The organism is Chryseobacterium sp. D764, from assembly GCF_019317325.1.
GTDB lineage: Bacteria > Bacteroidota > Bacteroidia > Flavobacteriales > Weeksellaceae > Chryseobacterium.
In genome coordinates this window covers 4,747,568-4,767,198 of sequence record NZ_CP079219.1, presented here as the reverse complement: position 1 = coordinate 4,767,198, position 19,631 = coordinate 4,747,568, and the positions used below count along the sequence as shown (strand labels likewise).

At 36.8% G+C, this 19,631-nt stretch carries 14 protein-coding genes; 3 read left to right on the top strand and 11 right to left on the bottom strand.

The genetic code is table 11. The annotated features are described in order from the left end of the window. Positions 1–110: 110 nt before the first annotated feature. The 7 genes from KYG33_RS21670 to KYG33_RS21640 form a co-directional block, all read right to left on the bottom strand. Positions 111–3,695, bottom strand: a complete 3,585-nt coding sequence (locus tag KYG33_RS21670; RefSeq protein WP_219072401.1) for a choice-of-anchor L domain-containing protein — start codon at positions 3,693–3,695, stop codon at positions 111–113. A gap of 168 nt (positions 3,696–3,863) precedes the next feature. Beyond that, entirely contained in the window at positions 3,864–6,224 is a 2,361-nt protein-coding gene (locus tag KYG33_RS21665) for a choice-of-anchor L domain-containing protein (RefSeq protein WP_180565478.1), read from the bottom strand. Between the two features lie 204 nt (positions 6,225–6,428). Continuing rightward, positions 6,429–6,983 carry a DUF1003 domain-containing protein gene (locus tag KYG33_RS21660; protein ID WP_077415300.1) on the bottom strand — a complete coding sequence of 185 codons (555 nt, stop codon included), beginning with the start codon at positions 6,981–6,983 and terminating at the stop codon, positions 6,429–6,431. A gap of 11 nt (positions 6,984–6,994) precedes the next feature. Beyond that, the gene (locus KYG33_RS21655) at positions 6,995–7,765 is read right to left on the bottom strand and encodes a DUF2400 domain-containing protein (protein ID WP_410500282.1); all 771 of its coding nucleotides are present in this window, start codon (positions 7,763–7,765) and stop codon (positions 6,995–6,997) included. Positions 7,766–7,772: 7 nt separating this feature from the next. After that, positions 7,773–8,687, bottom strand: a complete 915-nt coding sequence (locus KYG33_RS21650; protein ID WP_077415302.1) for a ribonuclease Z — start codon at positions 8,685–8,687, stop codon at positions 7,773–7,775. 68 nt (positions 8,688–8,755) lie between these two features. Further along, positions 8,756–9,343 carry an RdgB/HAM1 family non-canonical purine NTP pyrophosphatase gene (gene rdgB, locus KYG33_RS21645; RefSeq protein ID WP_411267033.1) on the bottom strand — a complete coding sequence of 196 codons (588 nt, stop codon included), beginning with the start codon at positions 9,341–9,343 and terminating at the stop codon, positions 8,756–8,758. Between the two features lie 29 nt (positions 9,344–9,372). After that, entirely contained in the window at positions 9,373–10,203 is an 831-nt protein-coding gene (locus KYG33_RS21640; RefSeq protein ID WP_219072400.1) for a CPBP family intramembrane glutamic endopeptidase, read from the bottom strand. A gap of 290 nt (positions 10,204–10,493) precedes the next feature. Between KYG33_RS21640 and KYG33_RS21635 the strand changes: the two genes are divergently transcribed. Together KYG33_RS21635 and KYG33_RS21630 are read left to right on the top strand one after the other, a co-directional pair. Continuing rightward, complete coding sequence (locus tag KYG33_RS21635) at positions 10,494–12,089, top strand: peptide chain release factor 3 (RefSeq protein ID WP_219072399.1); 1,596 nt, start codon at positions 10,494–10,496, stop codon at positions 12,087–12,089. 392 nt (positions 12,090–12,481) lie between these two features. Then, positions 12,482–13,426 carry a hypothetical protein gene (locus KYG33_RS21630; RefSeq protein WP_219072398.1) on the top strand — a complete coding sequence of 315 codons (945 nt, stop codon included), beginning with the start codon at positions 12,482–12,484 and terminating at the stop codon, positions 13,424–13,426. A 263-nt stretch (positions 13,427–13,689) separates the two neighbouring features. Here KYG33_RS21630 and KYG33_RS21625 read toward each other — a convergent pair whose 3' ends face one another. Continuing rightward, positions 13,690–14,055 (bottom strand): hypothetical protein, encoded by a 366-nt coding sequence (locus tag KYG33_RS21625; protein ID WP_077415314.1) that lies wholly within the window; start codon positions 14,053–14,055, stop codon positions 13,690–13,692. Positions 14,056–14,077: 22 nt separating this feature from the next. Next, positions 14,078–15,217: an acyl-CoA dehydrogenase gene (locus KYG33_RS21620; RefSeq protein WP_077415316.1), complete on the bottom strand. Its 1,140-nt coding sequence runs from the start codon at positions 15,215–15,217 to the stop codon at positions 14,078–14,080. A gap of 357 nt (positions 15,218–15,574) precedes the next feature. Here KYG33_RS21620 and KYG33_RS21615 point away from each other — a divergent pair, with 357 nt between their 5' ends. Continuing rightward, positions 15,575–17,353, top strand: a complete 1,779-nt coding sequence (locus KYG33_RS21615; RefSeq protein ID WP_077415318.1) for an AMP-dependent synthetase/ligase — start codon at positions 15,575–15,577, stop codon at positions 17,351–17,353. A gap of 322 nt (positions 17,354–17,675) precedes the next feature. Here KYG33_RS21615 and KYG33_RS21610 read toward each other — a convergent pair whose 3' ends face one another. Beyond that, positions 17,676–18,452 carry a zinc ribbon domain-containing protein gene (locus KYG33_RS21610; protein WP_077415320.1) on the bottom strand — a complete coding sequence of 259 codons (777 nt, stop codon included), beginning with the start codon at positions 18,450–18,452 and terminating at the stop codon, positions 17,676–17,678. 2 nt (positions 18,453–18,454) lie between these two features. Continuing rightward, positions 18,455–19,552, bottom strand: a complete 1,098-nt coding sequence (locus KYG33_RS21605; protein WP_077415322.1) for a Nif3-like dinuclear metal center hexameric protein — start codon at positions 19,550–19,552, stop codon at positions 18,455–18,457. Positions 19,553–19,631 lie beyond the last annotated feature (79 nt).

The window sequence follows — 19,631 nt, the reverse complement described above, 5'->3', positions numbered from 1 at the left end:
TTATTCTCTCATTAAAATAATTCACAAAACGCGATAACGTTTATGGCATAAAACAACAAAATCTTTCATTCCTGAAAGATTTTATTGTCTATTTTTTATTTTATTAAATTCTAGTTTCTGTTTTTCAAGAGAATCCAGCCTGAGCGTTGCTCCATTTTCTTACTGGCCGGGTTTTCCCACTGTACTCTATACCAATATGTCCCTGTAGACAGGTTGATTCCTTTTAAAGATCCTGTCCAAATAACATCTCCTTTCGTGGCTTTGAATACCTCGGCTCCATATCTGTCAAAGATTGAAGCTCCAAAATCTTTATATCCACTGATTCCTGTGAAATCTATGGTATCATTTACACCATCCATATTAGGGGTAATGGCATTGCTGATAACGAATGTAAAATAGTCCAGTGAAGTACCGCATTTAGCACCTTTTACTCTTACCATAAGAGAATACATTGTATTATTCAGGATACCGGTAAATATATTCGACGGCTGCCACGTCAGCCCACCATCTATTGAGTATTCTAAAGTACCTCCTGTGGGATTGCTTGCCGTAAGGGTAAGAATATGATTATCATATACTACATTGGTAAACTGTGGCAGGTCAGGATTAATCAACTGAGCAGAGAACGTTTTGGAACAAACTCCATTACTGATGATCACAGAATAAGCGCCGGCAATATTAGTTGTTATCGTTTGAGTGGTTGCTCCTGTATTCCATAAATAAGTATAATTTGGTCCCGGACCTGCATCAAGAGTTCCTTTATCTCCGGCGCAAACAAATACATCCTTCAATGTAGAAACAATTGCAGGGACTACTTCAATAGTAACTTTAGCCGGATTCACAGAGCTACATCCGTTTCCTCCCAATGCAAATACTGAATATTCTGTTGTTACGGTAGGAGTAACGACCTGAGTATTTCCGTTTCCGGTAAGTCCTATCCAGTTATAAGTAATACCTCCCGTAGCTGTTAATGTTACAGATTCGCCTTCACAAATTTTTAATTTTGATGCTGTAAGTCCCGCTATAGGTGGGCCTACCTGAACAGTTACTGTTGCTGGTGTTGCAGAAATACATCCGTTAGCTCCAACAGCAAAAACAGTATATACCGTTGTTGTTGTAGGTGAAACCACCTGAGTACTTCCGTTTCCGGTAAGACCATTGCCCCAGTTATAGGTTACCCCTCCCGAAGCTGTTAATGTTACAGATTCACCTATACAAATACGAGGTACTGACGAAACAAGAGCAGCAACCGGTTTTACTTTATCTTCCTGTACTGTTACTGTTGAAGTATAGGTACAGCTCAGGTTTCCTGGTTGTGACACGTTAGTAACCGTTAGAGTATACGTTCCACCAGCACTTACAACAGGGGTAAGTGTATTCCCTCCGGACACAATGGTTCCTCCGGTTGTTGTCCAGGCAATAGTAGATCCTGCAGGTACTACAGATGCCGAAGCATTAATGGTAATCTGAGGAGTTGTGCAGGTAATTGTTTGTGGCGTTGCAATTGTAAGGGTAGTCTGCGCTGTGCTTAATAATTGCAGAGATACTACATAGCTACAACCTCCGTTGCTTGCCAATACATAAATAGTCTGGCTTCCTCCCGGTGGTGTATATGTTGTAGGTGTTACAATAAAGTTTCCGTTAGCAGCATTGGCATCAGCCTGGTTTACGTAATAAGTAAAAGTAACTCCTGCAGTAGTTGTGATCTGAGGCTGTGCTTCGGTAAGATTATAAGTTAATCCTGTCTGATAACATTTATGTAGTATTGCATTTTGTGCGGTAAAAGGTTCTGATACTTCAATTGTTATAGTGGCTGGGTTTTGAGAGACACAACCATTAGCACCTACTGCTGTTACAGTATAAGTAGTTGTAACCGTAGGAGAAACAATCTGTGTACTTCCGTTTCCGGTAAGACCGTTACCCCAGTTATAGGTAGCACCACCTGAAGCGGTAAGTGTTGCTGATTGACCTTTACAGATTTTTATTTTGCTTGCGGTAAGTCCCGTAACCGGTGGAGCACTGTTTCCCGTTACAGTCACATTGCCCACTGCTGTACAGCTAATATTACCTGGCTGATATATTTTTGTTATCGTTAAAGTATAAGTTCCTGCAGCATTGATAACAGGATTTAGGGTAGTTCCCCCTGAAACAATATTTCCTCCTGTAGTTGTCCAGTTGAATGTAGCGCCTGCCGGATAAACGGAAGCTGATGCATCCAGTGTAGTTTGAGAGCTAGCACAGGTAAGTACTGCCGGTGGAGCAATAGTAGGTATCATTTGTGGTGCTTTCACCAATTGGAGTTGTGCTACTTTTGCACAGAAACCGTTTGCTACTCTTACATACACCGTTCCGCCTGCACTCTGATGAGCCGCTGGGTTAGGAATTGTATTTGTATTCCCTGCATTAGCGTCCGCTAATGTGGTATAATAAGAAAACACAGCTCCCGGAGTCGTACTTATTGAAGCCTGTGCTGATGTTAAATTAAATGTAGCATTTCCGGCAGCATAACAGGCCGTTAATGTAGCATTCTGTACTGTAGGGGATGTTCCGCCTACCACTGTAATAGTAGCTTCTCCCGGGCAGGTATTCCCCTGAATAAAAACCTTAACAGTATATACTCCTGGTTGGGTTGCCGTATAACTTGCATTGGTAGCTCCGGCAATTGGGTTTGTTCCCAAATACCACTGATAGGTTATATTGGGTCCCTGAACAGAAGCCGTAAACGTTTGTGGTGTATTGTCACACATATTTACAGATCCAGGCAGCTGTACTCCGGCCGGGTCCAGAATTTTCACTCCAATATCAAAAGATCCTGCTTCCAAAAATACTGCAGAATCAAAATTGGGATCCTGATAGTCGGCAAGAACGATTTTAAAATGATACGTTTCCCCCGGAATTACGGTTGCCTTTGCTGTAAGAGGAATGGTACGTCCGTTAAAATTGGTTTCAATCTGAGCGGTATTTGTTCCTCCGTAATAGGCTTCATTTTTAGGTCCGCAGTTTTGATACTGCGGGTGAATATTGGTAACACTTACAGCTCCTGCTCCTCCCGGAAGCACTGCAAGGTTGGTATAATTAGGATCAGATGCTTTCTTTAATAATAGGGCGAAACCATCTGTAATGGTACATGGAAAGTTTTGTTGATATTCTTTCGAAGCAAATAAATATCTGAAAGTAATTTCAGTAGAAGCTGCCACAAAGTCAAATTCTATAGAGGTAGCATTGGTTAGGTTGTTATTACCGATTCCCAAAGCGTTCGCCAGATCTACATCTCCTCCGGTTCCAAGGTCATCACTTAAAGTTCCCTGAAGAGTATTCCCTGCTTTATTGGCATATCCGGTAGAAAGTATAATTCCTTTACTGAACGGAAAATTGGTATTTGATTTATTAAAATACCCCCAGCTTCTATTCTGATTGGTAGCGGGTAAATTTGGAGACACGGTTACGTTGCTTACACTTGAACTGGTACAGGTAGTACCTCCTGATATAAGAACATCATTTATTAGCTGGGTTATAGGATAGCCTGATTCCGGATAACTTGGTGCATTCACATCTATAAAAGCACCTGCTCTCAAGGAAGCAGCACTGGGCTTTCTCGCAATTTCTACCCTTCCTCTATTTTGAGCCAAAATAAAGTTGCCTATGAAAACTAAAAATAACGCTAAAAATAAATTTCCTCTCCTCCTATTTAACATTTTATATTATTTTAAACAAAAATACTATTTTTTTTGATTGAAATTCATGTTAACACAATTTACATTATTACTAACGCAAATTTATTTATGTTAAGATATCAACTCTATTTATTTTAATATAATAAAAAAAGACTGACAAAATAGTCAGTCTTTCGATTATAATTTTAATTATTCTATATTTTTAAGTAATATCCATCCTGTTTTCACCGTAACTTCTTTACTCGCAGGATCTTCAAAGGTTATCTGATACCAGTATGTGGAGGTAGGAAGCTTTTTCCCCTGGAAATATCCATCCCAATATGGATTGATCTTCGCTGCTTTGAAGACTTCTCTTCCGTATCGGTCAAAAACCTGTCCGCTGAAATCTTTATAGTTGACCACTCCGCTGAAATCTATAATATCATTAATATTATCCCCATTTGGAGTAATTACATTTTTCATAACGAATGTAAAGAATTCAAGGAAACCTACGCAGCTTGTAAATTTAACTCTCACCCTGATTGAAATGACTTTATTTTTAGGGACATTGTTAAATACATTTGAAGCCTGCCATGTAACTCCGTTATCCACTGAATATTCCAGAATACCATTACTTGGATTACTTGCTGTAACAATCATTGTTCCATTATCATTATAATCCACTTTTATTACTTCAGGAATCACTGCTTTAATAACTTGTGTTTTAAATTCTTTTGAACATACCCCATTGCTTATCATTACTGAATATTCTCCCGGAGTAGATACAGTAATACTCTGACCTGTTTCACCATTACTCCACTGATAGCTGTATCCAGGTCCTGAACCTGCATCCAGGATTATTTTATCTCCCTGGCAGATATGTCCTCCTTTTAAGTTTGAAACAATAGCTGGTACTACTTCTATTGTAATACGTGCCGGCTGAAGAGATTTACATCCCTGTGCTCCTATAGCATATACGGTATACGTTGTTGTCTGGGTAGGGCTTACAGTTCTTATTCCGCCAGTAGTAGCTGCAGAATCGCTCCACTGGTAGGTCACTCCACCGGTAGCTGTTAATAATACAGATTCACCCGCACAGATTTTTAATCTAGGAGCTGTAATTAATGCTGTTGGGGTTTCTTCTTTTCTTAAGGTTAAGGTTGCAATTTTACTACAGAAAGCTCCATTGGAAACCAGTACATATAATATCTGTCCATCTGTTCCGCTGTAGGTTGTCAGATTGGTAATGTAACTATTATTTTGAGCCTGTGCATCAGCCTGATTGGCATAAAAACGGAATACCGCTCCCTGCGTTGTACTGATGAGAGGTTTTGCTGTTTCTAAATTAAAGGTACTGAGCGAAGGTGTTGTACAAAGCTTAAGTTCAGCATTCTGTACCGTAGGGCTCGTTCCTCCAACAATGGTAATAGTTGCTTCACTAGGACACTGATTGCCCGGAACCATTACTTTTACAGTATATACTCCTGGTTGGGTAGCAATATAAATGGCGCTGGTTGCTCCCGGAATGGCAACTCCATCTTTATACCACTGATACGTCATTCCCGGAATGGCTGCTACCTGAGCTTTCAATTGCTTTGGTGTATTGTCACACATATTAATGCTGCCTGGCAAAACTGCTCCGGCTTCATCTACAATTTTAATTCCGACATCAAAAGATCCACCTTCCAAGAAAACAGCAGAGTCATGAGAAGGATCCTTTGCATCTGCCAATACCATTTTAAAGTGATAGGTCTGTCCAGGAATTACATCTGCCACGGCTGTTAAAGGAGTTGTTCTCCCAAAATAATTAATAACCAGATGCGGATTCGCCAAAGCTCCAAAATAAGTTGCATTGATAGGACCACAACTGAATCCATTTCCTGCAGGAACAATATTGGTTGCACTTACAGGTCCTGCACCTCCCGGTAATATGGCAAGATTAGTATAGGTAGGATCTCCAACTTTCTTTAATAATAGCGCAAAAGCATCAGAATATCCCGTACAAGGATAGTTGGAAGTATATTCATCAGAAACGAATATATAATTAAATTTTACCTGATTGGAATTGGGTACAAAATCAAATTCAAGTGCTACAGCATCCGTTAAGCTAACATTAGCTCCGGTAGCTGCCACAAGATCAGCATCACTTCCTGTTCCTACTGATTGTCCCACAGCTGCCACATAGTTATTACCTGCTTCCGAAGCATATCCTGTAGTCAGAACAATACCATCAGTGAAAGGAAAACTTGTTGTACCTTTATGAAAATATCCCCAAAATCTGTTGTTATTAGTCACATCATGATTAGGAGATACTGTAACATTGGTCACATTGGCTGTTGTACAATTGGTACCACCATTGATCAAAATATTCTTCACCAATTGCTCGGGTGTATAGTTTGAAGGGGTGTAAGGAGGTACATTCACATCAATGAATGCTCCAGCCCTAAGACTGGCAGCAGAAGGCTTTATCTTTTCTGATTTTCTGACTGGTCTCGATTGAGAAAATGCAGAAACTGAAATCAATAAAAAAGAAAAAAGGAAAAAATAGTTTTTTAGTCTATAGATTAACATTTTGTTTTCATTTGTTCAAATGTAGCAAAAATATCAATAACAAATCAGCCTTTAATGTTACTATTTTTCAAGTAAACACCTAGATTCATAATATTTTTTTCTTATTATTACGTTTTTCGCAAATCATTTTATAACAAAAATTCACAAAAAAACAGATCAATTGTATTGATCTGTTGATATTTCATTGCTATGATTCAGTTGCAGCTATTCTTCTTTTTTCAATTGCTCAATTTCATTTTTCAACTGAGAGATAATATCTTTTAAAGCTTTTATTTCATTCTTATTAGAGTTGACATTACTCCTCAATATTACATTTTTTGCTCTTTCATTGTGATCTTCTTCTTCCTCTTCTTCATTAATCTCTTCAATATCTTCCTGAATATCTTCTATATCCTCATTAATCTCTTCAATGTCTTCGCTGATCTCTTCAATATCCTCACTGATTTCTTCGATATCCTCCTGAATGTCTTCAATATCTTCACTGATCTCTTCAATATCCACTTGGATATCTTCAATTTTCTCGTGACTTTTATTAACCGACATCTGGATAAAAATAGCCAGATAAATAGCTTCCAGAGAAAGCACTGTAGTAAGAATCAGAAGCATCTTATCAAAATCTACGATATGCAGCATCGGAAGCACAAACGAAGTAAGAAACAATAGAGTATGTACAATCAGAGACTGAATAGACCCTATCCATGATGTAATACTGTCTGCTATTTTTTCAAGAACTTCTGTTTTTTCGTTATATTTTTTCATCCTTTATATTTTTACAACAGTTCTTTAGTAACGCCTAATCCAAACAAGGCAAAATCATATTTTGCAGGATCTGTTTCATCAAATTTCCTGATGGCAGCATCCAGTTCTTCTACTGTTTTCCAGTCATTTTGTGTTCTGGAAACCAATCCCAGTTTTCTGGAGATATTTCCGGTATGCACATCCAAAGGAATGGAAAGATATTTCTGATCTATATTTTCCCAGATTCCAAAATCTACCCCTCTTTTATCTTTACGTACCATCCACCTTAAAAACATAATAATCCTTTTGGCAGAAGAGTTTTTGTAAGGCGAGCTGATATGTTTATGGCTTCTGTGTTTTTCTGTTTCAAGAAATCCACTCCTGAATCGTTCTATGGCGTGGAGAAAATTATTCTCCGGTTCTTTTACCTCAAACAGATTTTCCAGGCTTTCATTTTCTTTATAAATCCTGTTGAACTGTTTGATAAAATAGGAAAAATCCTGCCCATTGAAAGTTCTGTGAATGCTTTTATCCTGAATATCTTCCAGATCTTTTTCTGAATAATTCATCACAAAATCATAGGGAGAATTTCCCATAATATCAAGCATCTTGTCCGCAGAATTAATGATTGACTTTCTGTTCCCCCAGGAAATTGTAGCTGCCAGAAATCCTGCAATTTCAATGTCCTGTTTTAAAGAAAAACGATGAGGAATCTGTATGGGATCATTTTCAATAAAATCGGGAGTATTATACTGATCTGCCTTTTCGTTGAGAAAATCTCTGAGTTCTTCAAATTTCAGCATATTCATTTTAAATCTTTACACTTTCCAATGCTTTTGGTAAAAATGTATTGGGGAAAATATTTCTTGCTTCATCGGTAAATACAGTCAGATCACCATATCTGTTGGAAAAATGTCCTAAGATCAATTTTTCAACCTGCGCTTTCTGAGCAATCGTTGCCGCTTCTAATGCCGTAGTATGCCCTGTATAATCAGCCATTTCCTTCAAATCATGTAAAAATGTAGATTCATGGTAGAGAACCGTTGCATTTTTAATAATCGGAATAACACTTTCAAGGTAACGGGTATCACTGCAAAATGCATAAGATACCGGCGGAACAGGCTCAAGAGTCAGAATTTCGTTTTTTAGCACATATCCATCGCTCAGTACAAAATCTTTCCCTGCTTTTATATTATGATAATCACAGGTTTCAATCTCGTTGTATTTCGCAATTTCCTTCATATTAAGATGCCTGTCTTTTGGCTTTTCCTTAAAAAGGTAACCATTACAGTAAATTCTGTGATCCAATGGAATGGTATATACTTCTACTCTGTTGTCTTCATATATTTTTTCAGAATAATCTTTATCCAGTTCATGATAAACTACCTCAAAACCGCGGTGGGTTTCCGTAATCTGAAAAATAGTTTCCAGCATCTTCTTAATCCCTTTCGGGCCATAGACATGCAGCGGAGTATCTCTTCCTAAAAGACGGAAAGAGGCAATAAGTCCCGGAAGCCCAAAACAGTGATCTCCATGAAGATGAGAGATAAAAATATGATTGATTTTTGAAAATCTTGCTTTTGCTTTTCTCAGCTGTACCTGTGTTCCTTCTCCACAATCAATAAGGAAGAGTCTTTCTTCCATTTCCAGCAGCTGGGCTGTGGGTGATGTATTGATGGTCGGAATCGCTGAATTGAAACCTAATATTGTTAAATAAGTACTCAAACCAATAATTTATTATAACAAATGTACGACAGAAAATCTAAATGGGTCGTTCACCCTGATATTTAAACTTAATCAGTCACTTTTAAAAAATCCATAAATAAATCTAAGGCCTGCTTGCGGTGGCTGATTTTGTTTTTATCTTCCGGATTCATCTCTGCAAAGGTTCTGTCATGACCCGCCGGAACAAAAATAGGATCATATCCGAAGCCTTTAAAACCTTTATTTTCTGTCAGTAAATTTCCATGTACTCTACCTTCAAAATACTGAGCTCCTTTTTCATCATAGTAGCACAGAACGGTAACAAAATAAGCTTTTCTGTTTTCTATTCCCTGCATTTCTTCCAGCACCTTTTCAATATTTTTCGCAAAATCGTGATCTCCGGCATAGCGGGCAGAGAAAATTCCCGGTCTTCCATCCAAAGATTCCACTACCAGACCGCTGTCATCTCCTAAACTTGGAACACCTGTTTTTTCAAAGCAGTATTTTGCCTTGATCAGGGCATTGGCATGAAAGGAATCTCCATCTTCCACAATTTCTTCGTTAATATTATAATCGGTAAGACTTTTCACAACGCAGTCACTTCCCAGGATCTGTTGAATTTCTTCTTTTTTATGTTCGTTGTGTGTGGCTACTAATAATTCCATTTCTATATTCATTTTCAATTTTACTTTTTTAGCTTGGTTAATTACATTTCAGCATAATGTACTTTATACTTTTTCATAAAAAGATAATAGAATAAAGAGAAAAGTACAATTCCTACGGCCAGTACAAGCCATTCTGAAACATGAAGAACTTTTGAAAAACTTTCATCTTTACCATAAAGTACCAACAGCGAAAGGGTTAAATTATTAAACGCATGCAACAGTATGGGCATCAGTAAAGATTTTGTTTTATGGTATACCAATCCCAGCACACAGCCCAGCATCACTGCGCTGATAAACTGCCATGGATTTCCGTGAACCACTCCAAAAATAATGGAAGCATACAAAATTGCTTTCCATGGTTCTACTCCTTTATTAACCAATCCTTTCTGGATAATTCCTCTGAATATAATTTCCTCAAAAATGGGAGCCATAATCACCGTCATGATAATCATTACAACAGGATTATCAGTAAGCTGGCTCATCAACTGAGTAAAATATTCATAAAAATCACCAAAAAAAGGTCCTGTAGTAGGAATCTGAGCGGCAATAAATTCTGAAATAAACATCATTCCCGCCATCATTGGAAAAATAAGAAGATAGGTAGAGAAATTAGCGGATGATAAATTGAAGTTAAGCTTCTTTTGGGTGGTACGTCTTACAATGAAAAAATCAAAAAAGGCAATAGCCGTAAGGAATCCTACAGAATTCGCAACCATAAGAAACCAGTCTTTAAGCTCAATATTTTCCCTGAAAACAACTTTCCAAAAAGTACTGAATAAAGAAACAGCCATTGTTCCTACGAATAATCCAACCACCAAAACAACACCGCCAAACCATGTGAACGTAAACTTCGGATATTTGCTATTTTCCATCCTTTCTCTGTAAAAAGTTTATTAAAAACAAAGATAATTTTTTTGACTGCTACAGGCAACTAAAAAAGGATTTTCTTATTTTCGTTCCTTTATCCATGAACCTCACAAAACGAATACAGAATCTCCATTCCAGGGGATTGAGACTGCAATAAACAAATTTGCAGCTCATATGATAAAATTACTTACTGCCCCAAACTCTCAATCTCTTCTCTCCAACCTAACCAACATTGTCGTAATATAATTTGAAAACCTCGCAAAAAATCACGATTTTTGCAACTTCAAAATACGATATGTCAGACTTAATCAAAGAAATACAAAAAAGAAAGACCTTCGGGATCATTTCCCACCCGGATGCCGGAAAAACAACTCTTACGGAAAAGCTACTTCTTTTCGGGGGTGCTATTCAGGAAGCGGGTGCGGTAAAATCCAACAAAATAAAAAAAGGAGCTACCTCCGACTTTATGGAAATTGAAAGACAGAGAGGGATCTCTGTAGCGACTTCCGTATTGGCTTTTGAATATAGAGACCACAAAATCAACATTCTCGATACTCCCGGTCACAAAGACTTCGCAGAGGATACTTACAGAACATTAACTGCTGTAGACTCAGTAATCGTTGTGATCGACGTTGCAAAAGGGGTTGAGGAACAGACTGAGAAACTCGTTAAGGTTTGCAGAATGAGAAACATTCCTATGTTGGTTTTCATCAATAAACTAGACCGTGAGGGTAAAGATGCTTTCGATTTGTTGGATGAAGTAGAACAAAAATTAGGATTAACGGTTTGCCCGCTTTCTTTACCAATTGGTATGGGAAGTGACTTCCAGGGAATTTATAATATCTGGGAAGACAACATTCAGTTATTTCTGGAAGAGAAAAAACAGAAAGTTGGAGATTCTATCAAGTTTGATGACATCAATGATACTTCTATAGATGAGGTAATTGGTGAAAAAGCAGCAAAAGCTTTAAGAGAAGAACTTGACCTTATTCAGTCTGTTTACCCAGAGTTTAACCGTGATGATTATATGAAAGGTGATCTTCAGCCTGTATTCTTCGGTTCAGCTTTAAATAACTTTGGGGTTCGTGAATTACTGGATGCTTTCATTGATATTGCACCAATGCCACAGCCAAAAGAAAGTGATACCCGTCTGGTAAAGCCTGAAGAAAGCACTTTCACAGGATTTGTTTTCAAAATCCATGCGAATATGGATCCTAAGCACAGAGACAGACTTGCCTTCGTAAAGATTGTTTCAGGAACATTCAAGAGAAACGAAAATTATTTGTTGGTAAGAGAAGGTAAAAAAATGAAGTTTTCTTCTCCCAACGCATTCTTTGCTGATAAAAAAGAAGTAGTGGAAGAAAGTTTCCCTGGTGATATCGTGGGTTTACATGATACCGGAAGTTTCAGAATCGGAGATACATTAACCGGTGGAGAAAAATTAAGCTTCAAAGGAATTCCAAGCTTCTCTCCTGAACATTTCCGTTATATCAACAACAATGACCCATTAAAAGCCAAACAACTGGCAAAAGGTATTGATCAGCTGATGGATGAAGGGGTTGCACAGCTATTTACACTTGAGATGAATAACAGAAAGATCATCGGAACAGTGGGAGCTCTTCAGTATGAGGTTATCCAATACCGTCTGGAACATGAATATGGTGCAAAATGTACTTATGAACCTCTATCCATGCACAAAGCATGCTGGGTAGAAGCAGATGAAAAATCTGAAGAGTTCAAAGAATTTGCAAGATTAAAGCAGAGATTCCTGGCAAGAGATAAATACAATCAATTAGTATTCTTGGCAGATTCTTCTTTCACAATTCATATGACGCAGGAGAAATTCCCAAATGTGAAATTACATTTCATTAGTGAATTTCAGGAACATTAATTAAAAGACAAATCGCTTACAATATAGATCCGTAGAAATTTTCTACGGATTTTTTATTTCTTACTATATAATCATTTTTATGAAGGAGGTGAGATTATTATATCTGGATTCCTACGGAATGACAAACAGAACGCTAAATTTATCCATGCATTTTGTCATTCCGTAGGAATCTAATTCATAAGTAATAAAGTTGTATTATTAAATACTTCTTTAGAGAGCATATCTCAGCTTCTTATACTATTAAAACTCAGAAACGCTTTGTAAATCTTTTGTAAAACAAACACAAACCCCTGAAAATATAACAGTTATAATTTTACCAGCACAATACATTCTATTTACAATCTTTACAAGAACTTCCCTCCTAATTTTACTTCATCAAAAAAATTAATGTTATGAAAAAGTTCATATTACTCGTTGCTGTATCAGGCACTTTCATTATGTGTAAAAAAGGAGAAACTACTCAGGAGAGCCTTCACGAAGCAATTCATTCAGCAGACAGCGCAGCTACAGTAACTGCAGAAACCATTGACAATGCCAGTAAAGCAGCCGACCAGGTAATGGATTCTGCCAGTATTAAAATAAAAGATTTTGAGGATACCAGGAACGATATTCATCAAAAAATAGAAAAGACCTCCAAAATGGTAGATTCTTTATCTGATAAAATTGCCAATACAAAACTGGAATCCAAAATAGAGAAAAAGGATTCAACGGAGAAAAAGTCTGAAAAAATTGCTGTAAAAGCTCCGGCTCCAAAGGTTATTAAAGAAACCAAAATCATTTATAAAGACAAGCCTAAAAATGACAGTTATGAACTGTATATGCCAAAAGATAAAATGGTAAAATCAGGATATCTTGTCATAAAAGCAGAGAATGCAGAAACGGTGAAGGAAATCATCAGAGAAGAAGCCCATAAAAATAACGGCTACATCAAAAGCGAAAATCTTTCTTACGTGGAATCTGCCAGTCCTTATGGAGAAAATCAAAAAATATACAGTCTTGATATCAAAGTTCCGATCCAGCATTTTGATGGTTTAATGGATGCTATCAACAGCAATGTTGGAGACATAGACACTAAGGATATTCAGGTTTCAGGGCGTAATTATGCAGACAATACGATCTGTACGATCAATATAAATATCAGTGATAAGGCTCAAACAGAAAAAGAGCCTCAAACTTTCGGTGGAAAATCATTGGCAGCCATTGAATCAGGCTGGGAGGTGATTACTTCTATTTTCCTGTTTATTCTTCCGTTGTGGCCTTTATTCCTTATTGCCGGTATTGGATATTACTTTTATAAAAAGAAAAATAAAAACATTCCTCATAACGACTCTCACTAGATTTAAAATCCATCTTCATGGTGGATTTTTAATATTTTTTTAATGAGGTTTAGAGGGTAAGGTTAATTCTTATGCTTAATTTTATAACATTAATAAAAACAGCTTGTTTATTAAGAAAAATCCTCTTAACTTTAAGTAAATAAAAATAGTGAATCTTCGTTATTATACAGGATTCCCCACAAAACCGGAAATTTTTATTTCATATATTAATATTTTGTGATTTGGTGTAAAATAAGGCCCTCAATTGAGAGCCTTATTTGTTTTTATTTCATGTTCACTACTTTGTCTACGACAAACTTTGTATTTCCTCTCCATGGGAGAGCACCGTTGTATTCTTTGTAATGCAGATCAAAGCTTTTACCGCTATTGGTTTCCAATTGTTTGAAAATCTCAGGATCATCTACAGAAAACTCAAACTCGTAGCTTGTAATTGTTCCTGTTTTTCCTCTCCCAAAGCCTTCCTGAATCAGTTTACCTTCATAGGTTTTGAAGACATAGCCTTTTTTCATGGCATAGTTCAGGTATCCGGATTTTACTCCTTCTCCGAAAACAAAATAGTACTTATACCAGACAAATACGCCTAGTAACAACAGTACAACACCGAGGGTGATCCACAAAGATTTTTTCATAGGTAGTGTGTTTTATAAAATGTTATTTTGCAATGCTTCTTGAGATCACGATTTTCTGAATTTCAGAAGTTCCTTCGTAGATCTGAGTGATTTTAGCATCTCTCATGAATCTTTCTACGTGGTATTCTTTCACGTATCCGTATCCACCGTGGATCTGTACTGCTTCAATAGTAGTATCCATTGCTACCTGAGAAGAGTATAATTTTGCCATAGCTCCACTTTCAGAGATATCTTTTCCTGCATCTTTTTCACATGCTGCTTTGAAACATAACATTCTTGCTGCTGTTATCTGCGTAGCCATATCAGCTAATTTGAATGCAATAGCCTGGTGGTTGATGATTTCAGTTTTGAAAGCTTTTCTTGTTTTAGCATACTTCAATGCCAGCTCGTAAGCTCCTGAAGCAATACCTAAAGCCTGAGAAGCAATACCGATTCTTCCTCCGTTCAACACAGCCATAGCAAAGTTGAACCCGAATCCGTCAACACCAATTCTGTTTTCTTTTGGAACTTTTACATTGTTAAAGATCAAAGAGTGTGTATCACTTCCTCTGATTCCTAATTTGTCTTCTTTTGGTCCGATTTCAAATCCTTCCCATCCTCTTTCTACGATGAAAGCATTGATCCCTTTGTGTTTTTTCTCAGGATCTGTCTGTGCAATTACAATATAATAAGAAGCTGTTCCACCATTGGTGATCCAGTTTTTGATCCCGTTTAAAAGATAATAATCTCCTTTGTCTTCAGCAGTTGTTTTCTGAGAAGTTGCATCAGAACCAGCTTCAGGCTCAGATAATGCAAAAGCTCCAATTACCTGTCCGCTAGCCAGTGGAGTAAGATATTTTACTTTCTGTTCTTCAGAAGCAAATTTTTCAAGACCGGCACAAACTAATGAGTTGTTTACAGACATTACAACAGCTGCAGAAGCATCCACTTTTGCAATCTCCTCCATTGCCAGCACATAAGAAACGCTGTCCATACCTGCACCGCCGTATTGTGGATCTACCATCATTCCTAAAAGTCCCATTTCTCCCATTTTCTTCACCTGTTCTGCAGGAAATTTCTGGTCACGGTCTCTTTCAATCACTCCAGGTAATAGTTCATTTTGTGCAAAATCTCTTGCTGCCTGCTGAATCATCAGCTGTTCTTCCGATAAATTAAAGTCCATAAAAAAAATAATTAGATAGCCGTAAATTTACACTTTTTAAGCAAATCTGAAAAAATTAAATTGAAAGCAGGAAAAAGGCACAGAAAATGGAAGTTAGAGCGAGTTTAAGGCCAGTGAATGCGTGTTTTGGGATTCAAAATGATTAAAGATAAAAACAATACCGGATACGTTCAGAACCGTAAACATTCACAAATGATCAGTTCAAAATATAAAATCCCCTTTTCAGGGCTTCCGGCCTCCTTTTTGATTCAATATATTATGGTAAGCATTTAACTAGTTTCTAATTATTACATTCAAATGTTTTCAATTAAAAAAAATGCTTATATTTAAATTTCTTTATAAATTACGTAAAAAATCATGACGATCAAGAGATTATTCGATATTCCACACTACGCTTTAGAAAAATATCCTAAAACGGATATGTTTGTAACGAAATATCAGGGTGAGTGGAAAAAAACTTCTACTCAGGAGTTTATTAATGAGGGAAATAAGATATCCAGAGGATTATTGAAGCTTGGTATAAAACCGGGTGATAAAATCGCTTTGATTACAACCAATTCCCGTACAGAATGGGCTATTATGGACTTTGGGCTTTCTCAGATCGGAGTTGTTTCTGTACCTGTTTATCCAAGTATTTCACCTGAAGATTACGAATTTATCTTCAACAATGCCGAAATTCAATACTGTTTTGTTTCTGATAAAGAACTGTTGACTAAGGTAATGAAAGTAAAACATAATATCCCAAGTCTACAGGGAATATTTACTTTTGACAACATCAGTGGCGCTGCCAACTGGAGAGAAATCCTTGATCTGGGTAAAGATGAATCTACACAAATTGAAGTGGATGACCTTTCCAATGCCATCAATACAGAGGATCTTGCCACTATTATTTATACTTCCGGAACTACCGGGAGACCTAAAGGAGTAATGCTTACCCACAACAATATTGTTTCAAACGTATTGGGATCTATTCCAAGAATTCCAAAGAAAAAGAGCTTAGATTATAAGGAAACAAGGGCATTAAGCTTCCTGCCCATCTGCCATATCTTTGAAAGAATGCTGTTCTATCTCTATCAATACAACGGTTTTTCTCTTTATTTTGCTGAAAGCATCGAGAAAATGGGTGAAAACGTAAAAGAAGTGAAGCCTCATTATATGACTGTCGTTCCAAGACTGGTAGAAAAGGTATATGATAAAATTTACAATACAGGGTCTTCTGCCGGAGGATTGAAATCAAAAATTTTCTTCTGGGCTTTGAACCTGATCAGCAAGAAGAAAGTAATCTCAAAACCATCCGGACTTCAGGAAATCATCGCAGACAAACTGGTATTTTCTAAATGGAGAGAAGGTTTAGGTGGTGAAATTGTGACGTTGGTTTCAGGATCTGCGGCATTGTCTACAAGACTTAACTTAATGTTTCAAAATGCGGGAATTCCAATTTTGGAAGGTTATGGTTTAACGGAAACTTCGCCTGTAATTTCTGTAAACAGCTTTGAGAAAATGAGAGTGGGAACAGTAGGTATTCCATTGGATAATTTAAAAGTAAAAATCCAGGAAGATGGTGAAATTACAGTAAAAGGGCCTTCTGTTTTCAAAGGATATTTCCAAAACGAAGAAATGACCAAAGAAGCTTTTACAGAAGACGGGTTTTTCAAGACCGGAGATATCGGACATATTGATAGTGACGGATTTTTACAGATCACTGACCGTAAGAAAGAAATGTTCAAGACATCCGGCGGAAAATATATTGCCCCTCAGACGATTGAAAATTTAGCAAAGGCTTCTAAATTTATAGAGCAGATCATGGTGGTAGGTGATGGTGAAAAAATGCCATGTGCTTTGGTACAGCCTGATTTTGAATTTGCAAAAAGCTGGGCTATGAGAAACAATCTGAATATTGGTTCTACCCCGGAAGAGATTGCAAAAAGTGCTGAGCTGAAGCAAAGAATTGAAAAGGAAATCGAAGGAATCAACGAACATCTTGGAAACTGGGAGAAAATCAAAAAGATTGAACTTACTCCTGAAGTATGGAGCATTGAAAGCGGATTGCTTACTCCGACATTGAAGCTGAAAAGAAAAGCAGTAAAAGAGAAGTTTATAGCCTTATATAATAAGATGTATGATCATCAGGAATAAATAATATCAACCGCTTCATTTTGAAGCGGTTTTTTTTATGTTTTGGCTAAAGCCAATAGGAAGATCTATTTTTTTAATTAAACGGGCTAAAGCCCGTTCCTATTGACTGTCTCATTAGAATTCTTTTTATTAGAGTTAGAGTTGTCATTCAGAGTGAAGCGTGGAATCTAAGCTTTATTGAGACTCATTGCATGTCTAGATTCCTGCAGAATGACAAAGACACCGTAAAAATTACACCATCTTAAAAACGCATTAGCTGTTGAATGTATAAAAAAAGCTGTTTCATTTCTGAAACAGCTTTTGTATGATTTAAAATCAATAATTAGAATTTAATTACAGATTTCATTCTTTCGTTTTCTTCCATTACCAATTCGTCATCAACAAGGATTTTCCCTGAATGCTCATCAATAATAATTTTCTTTCTCTGAGCAATTTCCATTTGCTTTTGAGGAGGGATTGTAAAGAAAGATCCTTTTGGAGCTCCTCTTTCTAATCCTACTACAGCAAGACCGTTGATAGAATTTGTTCTGATTCTGTTGTAAGAAGCCAATAGTCTCTCATCGATTTTACCTGCAAATTCTTTAGATTGCTCTAAAAGATATTCTTCTTCTTTCTGAGTTTCAGAGATAAGACCTTCTAATTCTTCTTTCTTGAATTTCAAGTGGTTTTTCAAATCGTCGATCTTAGTATTCAGTTCACTTAAAGTTTCGTTTTTGTGAGCAATTTTAACTCCAAATTCTTTAATTCTTTTTTCAGCAAGCTGAATTTCCAGATCCTGGAATTCCATTTCCTTTCCTAATGCTTCAAACTCTTTGTTGTTTCTTACATTATCCTGCTGAGATTTGTACTTCTCAATTAAAGTTTTAGCATGGTTAATAACTTCATGCTTTGTTTTGATCTGATCGTCCTGATCTTTGATGTCAGCATGAAATTTTTCAGCTCTTTTTTCAAGACCTTCAATCTCGATTTCAAGATCTTCAACTTCAATTGGCAATTCTCCTCTAGTATTTCGGATTTCATCCAATCTTGAATCAATGATCTGTAAATCGTATAAAGCTCTTAATTTTTCTTCAACTGAAATATCGTTGGTTTTTGCCATATTTAAATGAAATAATTTACTGGGTTGGTTTTTTCAATAGATTTTGAAATTGCAAATGTACTAAATTTTTGTGATAAAATTTCAAATAATTGTTGAGCAACAAATTGTTCTGACTCATAATGCCCAATATCACAAATCAGCATTTTAGACTCTGCTAAAAAATAGTCGTGATATTTAAGATCTCCGGTAAGATAAGCATCACATTTTCTGGAAGCAGCAGATCTTATTCCACTTGCTCCGGAACCACCCAGAACCCCTACCCTTTTGATTTTTTTATTGTTGAAAGAGGAATGTTTTATCACTTCAAGACCAAACTTTTCTTTTACAAACCCCAGGAAATCTTTTTCATCCATTTCTTCTTCCAGGTCACCATACATTCCCAGTCCGGCATGTTGGTTTTTATTATCCAGACTGTAGATCTGATGAGCCACTTCTTCGTAAGGATGTGCGGCTTTCATAGCGCTCACAATCTGACCTTGTTTAAAGCCTTCAAAAATTACAGAGATCATATCTTCATCTGCATTTTCACGAACACCCTTCTGTCCTGAAAAAGGGTTTGCTCCTTCTACCGGCCTGAATGTTCCGTTACCATTCACCGTAAAGCTGCATTCATCATAGAAACCGATATTTCCTGCTCCCGCTGAGAACATAGCTTCTCTTACTTTTTCGGAATACTCTTTCGGAACAAAAACCGTCAGTTGTTTTAAATTATTTTCTTTCGGCTGAAGGATTTTCATATTCTTTAATCCCAACTGTCTGCAAATTCCATAATTGACCCCAAAGAAATCATTATCAAATGCCGTATGAATGGCATAGATAGCCACTTTATTTTCAATAGCCTTTAAAACGGCTCTTTCTACATAGTTTTTCCCTGTTAAAGATTTGAGTCCGGAAAATATAATGGGGTGAAAGCATACTATCAGATTGCAGTTTCTCTCAACTGCCTCGTCTACAACATTTTCCAGAGCATCATGACAAACCAGAATCCCAGATACATCACGATCATAAACACCACACAACAAGCCTACATTATCAAAATCTTCTGCCTGTCTGATACTTATTTCCTCTTCAATCTTTGCTATTACAGTTTTTAGCTTCATTAATTTATATTTTACGGTTACAGCGAAGATATTAATTTTACTAAAATTCCAAAGAATATTTCTGCTGCAATAAAAAACC